The 6,540-nt window shown below is 42.5% G+C and carries 5 protein-coding genes; 1 reads left to right on the top strand and 4 read right to left on the bottom strand.

The annotated features are described in order from the left end of the window. Positions 1-71: 71 nt before the first annotated feature. The 3 genes from B4U84_RS22415 to B4U84_RS22405 form a co-directional block, all read right to left on the bottom strand. Complete coding sequence (locus tag B4U84_RS22415; protein WP_017311378.1) at positions 72-1,103, bottom strand: hypothetical protein; 1,032 nt, start codon at positions 1,101-1,103, stop codon at positions 72-74. A 273-nt stretch (positions 1,104-1,376) separates the two neighbouring features. Continuing rightward, on the bottom strand, positions 1,377-2,504 hold the full coding sequence (locus B4U84_RS22410; protein WP_026081965.1) for a trypsin-like serine peptidase: 1,128 nt from the start codon (positions 2,502-2,504) through the stop codon (positions 1,377-1,379). Between the two features lie 515 nt (positions 2,505-3,019). Beyond that, on the bottom strand, positions 3,020-4,198 hold the full coding sequence (locus B4U84_RS22405; protein WP_131120609.1) for a phosphoserine transaminase: 1,179 nt from the start codon (positions 4,196-4,198) through the stop codon (positions 3,020-3,022). A gap of 232 nt (positions 4,199-4,430) precedes the next feature. On the opposite strand from B4U84_RS22405, the gene moaA reads away from it, so the two are divergent. After that, the gene (gene moaA / locus B4U84_RS22400; RefSeq protein WP_131120608.1) at positions 4,431-5,417 is read left to right on the top strand and encodes a GTP 3',8-cyclase MoaA; all 987 of its coding nucleotides are present in this window, start codon (positions 4,431-4,433) and stop codon (positions 5,415-5,417) included. A gap of 136 nt (positions 5,418-5,553) precedes the next feature. On the opposite strand, the gene rpsD is transcribed toward moaA, so the two are convergent. Then, entirely contained in the window at positions 5,554-6,162 is a 609-nt protein-coding gene (gene rpsD / locus B4U84_RS22395) for a 30S ribosomal protein S4 (RefSeq protein WP_017311374.1), read from the bottom strand. Positions 6,163-6,540: the final 378 nt, after the last annotated feature.

The following is a 6,540-nucleotide window of genomic DNA, read 5'->3' as shown; positions in this document are numbered from 1 at the left end:
CCCAATCCCCAATCCCCAATACCCAATGCCCAATGCCCAATGCCCAATGCCCGATCCCCAATCCCCAATACCTAACCCGTTTCCTGAATTTGCAAGCGGATAGTACGTTCTCCTGCACCACCGAGTTGCAATTCCATCACTTCGCTACCAAGGGGTTCTAAGCAATCGAGGAGCGATCGCAATTCTGGTGTACTTGCACCAGTATCTACGTACAATCTGTCTGCTAAATTACCGATGCGTTTCCAAGTCATGTACAATTTGCCAATGGTTTGTTCTAGCTGGGATGCTTGATTTACTAAGTCCGCAGCTATACTTAAGCAACCAACTCTTTGTGCTTCTATAAGCGCGGTTTCGATGTCAACTTCTTGTTCGTTCAATGCTTGAACTTGAGCTGCTGCTTTGAGATATTTTGCCAGACTACGGGCTTCTGAAGTTACCTGTTTGAGAGTATCGAGGTCGGGATTTTGGGCTATTTCCTTCTGTAAGCTCTGTTGATGCGATTCTGGCAGTTTTTCCATTTCTTTTACCAGAGGCGCAATATAACGGGGAGGAAGGACATTTTCTGCTGCTTTTTGCTTGACAGGTTCGGGTAATAAATCTGACGACATGGCTGTCCATTCGTCGGTGAGTTGACGTACTTCTCTTCTAGTAATGCGATCGCCTTTTTGTGCGGCTTCACTGACCATGATTTGCACTTCTGGCGCTGATTTAGCGGTTTCTACAAAGGCGCGTTTGCTGAAATTCTTGATGGCACTTGGATCTAGCTTGCCTTCTTCTAGAAGTGTATCGGCACTATTAGCAAGTTGAATCCAAGCATAAGCTTGACTTTTACTGATTTCCCGTTCCTTGAGCCATTTGAGAAATCCTGCACCCCTTCCGTCTCCACCCTTTTTTTCTCGATCTCGGACTGCTCTTAAAATTCGCCCCCGCCAAATTTCTGTTTGCAAATCAAAGCGATCGCACACTTGCCAAGCTATATCTAGCTGCTGTTGAAATTCCTGCTCCGGAATTTCTTCGTCTTCTGGATCAGGTATCTCAAAATCCAGGTCTGCTGGCTGTTGTAGAGCAGCAGCTAACTCATCAAAATTATCAGTTGCTTGCACGGTTGGGAACGTAATAGTGTATGCGATCGGTTTATTATTACACAATCTGCGAACACAAGACGCTGCTGATTACCGCTCTTGATCACTAAGACTTAGGCAAAAAACCTCTCAAAATCTTACTTCTGTGTGTTCTGGTGCGTTCTGTGTAGTTTGTTTTTTGTTACCCATGCATAAAACCTTGATCATGATGCTGTGATTAATTTATAACCTGGCAATCAAATAGTCATGGATTTTTCAAAACAAATCATGACTAAACATTATCTTTGCAAGATTTTATTGACAGTTACGCGAATCCCAGTTGCACGCTGTGTTCAACATCTCTATGAATCGATCATCAAGAATTGAACTACCTTGAATCAGCGGCCCGACAGCCACAGTACCATAGGAAGTCACCCCAACAATTTGATTGGGACTTTTATTTTGGCCATCAACTTGTCCAGAAGAAAAGACACCAAAATTCTGTATCCACGGTCCACCACTAGACCCACCTCTCATATCAGAACCATAGATAGCTGTATTATTTCCTCCTTCAGCATAACTTCCGGCGGTAACTTGATGAATTTTGTTGCCACTATCCAAATTACCTGGGTATCCCAACATCGTCACGTGATTAGGAAGTAGCTTGTTAGTCATATATCCAAGGTAGCCAGTTATTTCGCCAATTCTGCGGTTAGTTTGATTAAAATACTGGTCTGGGATTTCTATAATTGCATAGTCAGCGGCATTGGGAAATGTAGAATTACCAGTAGCCCAGGTGTTTGTTGTAATCACACGACTCCAAGACCACTGCTTGAATGGAGTACTACCATCTCTAAAAGCAGGAATAAATACAAAATTAGTGAAGAATCCACCGCTTCCTCCACTTCCTTTGTGAACACAATGACCTGCTGTGAGGATAAGTTTTGGCCTAATTACAGCCGCAGAGCATACAAAATCACCTAACCCTGGTTGAGTAAAAAAAAGTTTACCTACTGTTGAGTAGGGATATGCAGTATCAGCAGTGAGTGGAACGACTTGAGAACTAGTAAAGTGAGCGTTTTGTGTTCCCACATTGTTAGGCTGAATTTCCGTACTCTTGATTTCATCTGGTTTAAATAATGGCTTTTTTTCAAGCTGTACTCTAACTTGGGGTGGTAAGCCAGGACTGCTTTGTTGTAAACCTGTTGGTATAGCTGGTACGGTTCTATTTTCTACAAAAACTTCATTTGAAGATAAAGGTAAAGGTGCAGGTCTTGCTTTTTTTAGCCGATCAGGAGTCCAATAACTTGATGTACTGTTGGCAGTAATTTCGTCATTTTGTTTAGATACATTATCCCCTGACTGTGCAAACACAGACGTTTGCAATAAGGCAATCAAAGCAGCCAATATAGGCACATTTAGCACAACTAGAAACTTATGCATGTGGTAGATTTATGTCTAAAAAATGACCCTTTAATTATTATCTAAGTAGTTGTGCTGACAGAGTTTAAATATGACTATTTTTTGATAATTCTCATTATTTTTACTTAAATAAGAATTTATCTATTTAAAACATAATCAAAATTCAATTTAATATAAAATTCGCAAAATTTAGGCAAATAGCGGCAATTACAAGAGTTTAATATTATTTTTTATACAAAAAACTAATTAATCAACTAGTTAAATTACTTAAATAAAAACAATCAAGATTTGCGTTTGTCTTGCATAAAATGACGCAAGCTTCTAACGAATATTGTTCGTAGAAGCTCACGTTCAAACAACTTGGTCTCAAGTTTATACAACTAGGCTTTGTAAGTCAACAATTCCGAAACTTCTAGTGGTCTGTCGCATAAATTCTGATGGGTTACGAGGAGACAGATCCCCGACTTTTGAAAAAAGTCGGGGATCTTACAGCCCAGCAAAATTAATGGGACAGACCACTAGTTTGGGTAGTTGACTTATGCTACTTCTTTCATTTCCGCTTTCACGCTTGCATAAGCCCAATCCAACCAGGGTAGTAGGGCTTCGATATCTGCGGTTTCAACTGTTGCACCACCCCAAATTCTGATTCCAGGAGGTGCAGACCGATAGGAAGCGATATCGTAAGCAACTTGATGCTTTTCTAAGGTTTTAGCCAGTTTTTTTGCACATTGTCCTTGTTGTTCTGGACTTAACTCAGTAAACCAAGCATCGACAATCTTGAGACAAATTGATGTACAAGAGCGAGTTTCAGGTTTTTCAGCTAAAAAACTTGCCCAGCTACTTTGTTCCACCCATTTAGCGATCGCTGCTAGATTGGCTTGAGCGCGGTTAATCAAACCAGGAAGTCCACCAATAGTTTCTGCCCACTTCAGCCCATCTAATGCATCTTCTACACACAGCATTGATGGGGTGTTGATGGTATCTCCTTGAAAAATCCCTTCTATTAACTTGCCTTTTTGCGCGAGGCGAAATAGCTTTGGTAGTGGGCGTGGTGGTTTGTAGGTTTCTAAGCGTTCTACAGCACGAGGTGAAAGGACAATGACGCCATGCTGCGCTTCTCCACCCAAGACTTTTTGCCAAGAATAGGTAACTACATCTAACTTATTCCAAGGTATATCCATGGCGAAAACAGCTGATGTCGCATCGCAGATAGTTAACCCGGTGCGATCGCACTGAATCCAATCGCCATTCGGAACACGAACGCCGGAAGTAGTTCCATTCCACAAAAATACTACGTCGTGGCTAAAATCCACTTGTGCTAAATCCGGTAAACTGCCGTAAGGTGCTTTCAGGATGCGAGTATCGCTTAACTGTAGTTCATCTACGACATCTTTAACCCATTCTTGACCAAAGCTTTCCCACGCCAAGATATCTAGGGGGAGTTTTCCCAGCAGTGACCACAGCGCCATTTCTACTGCACCAGTGTCGGAAGCTGGTACAATGCCCAGGCGATAGTCTGCCGGTACACCCAAAATTTGCTTGGATAGTTCAATTACTTCTTTTAACTTTACTTTCCCACCCTCGGAACGGTGAGAGCGACCCACATAAGCATCTTGTAAAGAAGAAACAGACCAGCCAGGGCGTTTTGCACAAGGACCAGAGGAAAAATGCGGACGGTTAGGCTTGGTGATTGGAGGAGTAAGATTTTCTGACATAGGTGAATTGCAAAATTACGGATGGGATCACAAACCCGGTTTCTGATAGAAACCGGGTTAAATTAGAAACTGATGAAATGATCATGCCAGATCAAAACACGTTAAGCGTAAAATACCTTAACCTGCTTCACTGAATATTGGGACTACAAGTAAAATTTGCAAATTAAAATATATTTATGCATTGACAAAAAAATACTTAGTGATGAAAATCATCAGATAACATTATAAAGTCATGAACCAGGTAGATTACCTCCGGATTAGTTTAATTGATCGCTGCAATTTTCGTTGTCAATACTGTATGCCAGAGGGTACAGAATTAGACTATATCCTCAAGCAAAATTTATTGACTGATGAGGAACTAATCACGCTCATTCAAGAAGTTTTTATACCCGTAGGATTTACCCGGTTTCGTTTGACAGGTGGAGAACCTTTGTTACGTCCACGTGTGGTGGAATTGGTGAGGGCGATCGCTTCTTTTAAGGAAACACAAGACCTCTCAATGACAACCAACGGCTTTTTACTCGCCCCAATGGCGCAAAGTCTCTATCATGCAGGTTTACGGCGAATTAATATTAGCTTGGATTCTCTTGAACCTGATGTTTTTGACCAAATTATTGGTAATCGTGGTCGTTCTCGTTGGCAAGATGTGTGGAAGGGAATTCAAGCTGCTTATAGTGTAGGATTTGACCCGTTGAAACTAAATGTCGTGGTTATCCCTGACGTCAACGACCATGAAGTTTTGGATCTGGCAGCATTGACTATTGACAAACAATGGCACGTCCGTTTTATTGAGTTTATGCCAATTGGTAATCCAGAATTATTTGGCGATCGCGGTTGGATAGCTTCTGAAGAAATTCGGCAAACCATCCGCGCTCGTTGGGGCTTGACAGAAGCTCAGGTACGTGGTAGCGGGCCAGCCGATGTATTTCAAATTCCGGGAGCGAAGGGAACGCTGGGTTTTATCAGTCAGATGTCGGAATGTTTTTGCGATCGGTGTAACCGGATGCGTCTTTCTGCTGATGGTTGGTTGCGTCCGTGTTTACTAAACGAGACTGGACAAATAGATTTAAAAACAGCTTTACGAACTGGAGTAAAGACCACCGAACTTCGCCAGCAGGTAAGAGAATTGCTAGCTATGAAGCCAGAAATCAATTTTAAGCTGCGTAACTCAGGCACAAAGGATGGATACACTCGCACCATGTCACAAATTGGTGGCTAGTCAAAGAATTTTGGATTTTGGATTTTGGATTTTGGATTACACGGATTGAGTTCCAGGCTCCGCTTTCTTGTACCCTGATCGAAAGAATTGGTCATTTGCCAAGGACAAATGACCAATTACTAAGGACAAATGACGATTATGCTTGACGTGAGTAGTATTCAACAACGAGTAGTTCGTTAATACTGAGTGCTATCCATTCACGTTCAATCACAGCGTTGACTTTACCTTCCATCTTGTTTTTGTCAAACTCAAGATGGCTGGGAAGGTTCGCTAAACCGGGATATTGTAAGTTAGCTTCTACTAACTTCCGGGATGCTTCTCTATTTCTAACAGCAATGACTTCTCCTGGCCGACACTGGTAACTAGCAATATTCACCACGCGACCATTAATTGTGACATGGCCGTGATTTACCAATTGCCGTGCTGCTGGGATAGTGGGAGCCATACCCAAGCGGAAAACTGTATTATCCAAGCGCATTTCTAGCAATTGCAGTAGCACTTGTCCGGTAGAACCAGTCACACGTCTGGCTTTCCGTACATACCGCAGCAGTTGTTTTTCTGTCAAGCCGTAGTTGAAGCGGAGTTTTTGTTTTTCTTCAAGACGGACAGCGTACTCAGAGCGCTTCTTGCGGTTCTGACCATGCTGACCAGGAGGATAAGAGCGTCTGGCGCTTTTACGAGTTAGTCCTGGCAATTCACCCAGGCGACGTGTAATTCTTAATCGTGGTCCTCTGTATCGGGACATGAGCTTCCTAATCTAATCCTAATTTCAACTTTTACCCAGACATACAATTTTGACATTCCCAGCCCAAAAGTGCTAGAGATTCTTGGTTCACAGAACGCACATTATTATTTAAATTTAAGTTGCTTCTTTTACCAAGCTTTTACTCTGATTGCTCTAGAGTCAGTTTCGGCGTGTCTCGCCGTACTGTACTTGTCGTTTCAAGCTTTTAGTTGCGATCGCGCTGTGTATCCTGAGTCAATTGCTTGAGTTTCAAGCCTCTACGGCAGCGCCAATGCCAGCAGCCAAGACATTTTTCGCTAACTCCACAGGATATTATACAAGAAATCAGGCGAAATGGGTGATTGGGGATCGGGGATCGGGGATCGGGGATCGGGGATC

This window comes from Westiellopsis prolifica IICB1 (assembly GCF_004323185.1).
In the GTDB taxonomy this organism is placed as follows: Bacteria; Cyanobacteriota; Cyanobacteriia; order Cyanobacteriales; family Nostocaceae; genus Pelatocladus; species Pelatocladus prolificus_A.
Note: the sequence above shows the minus strand (reverse complement) of the source record. Positions and strands in the feature narration are given on the sequence as shown.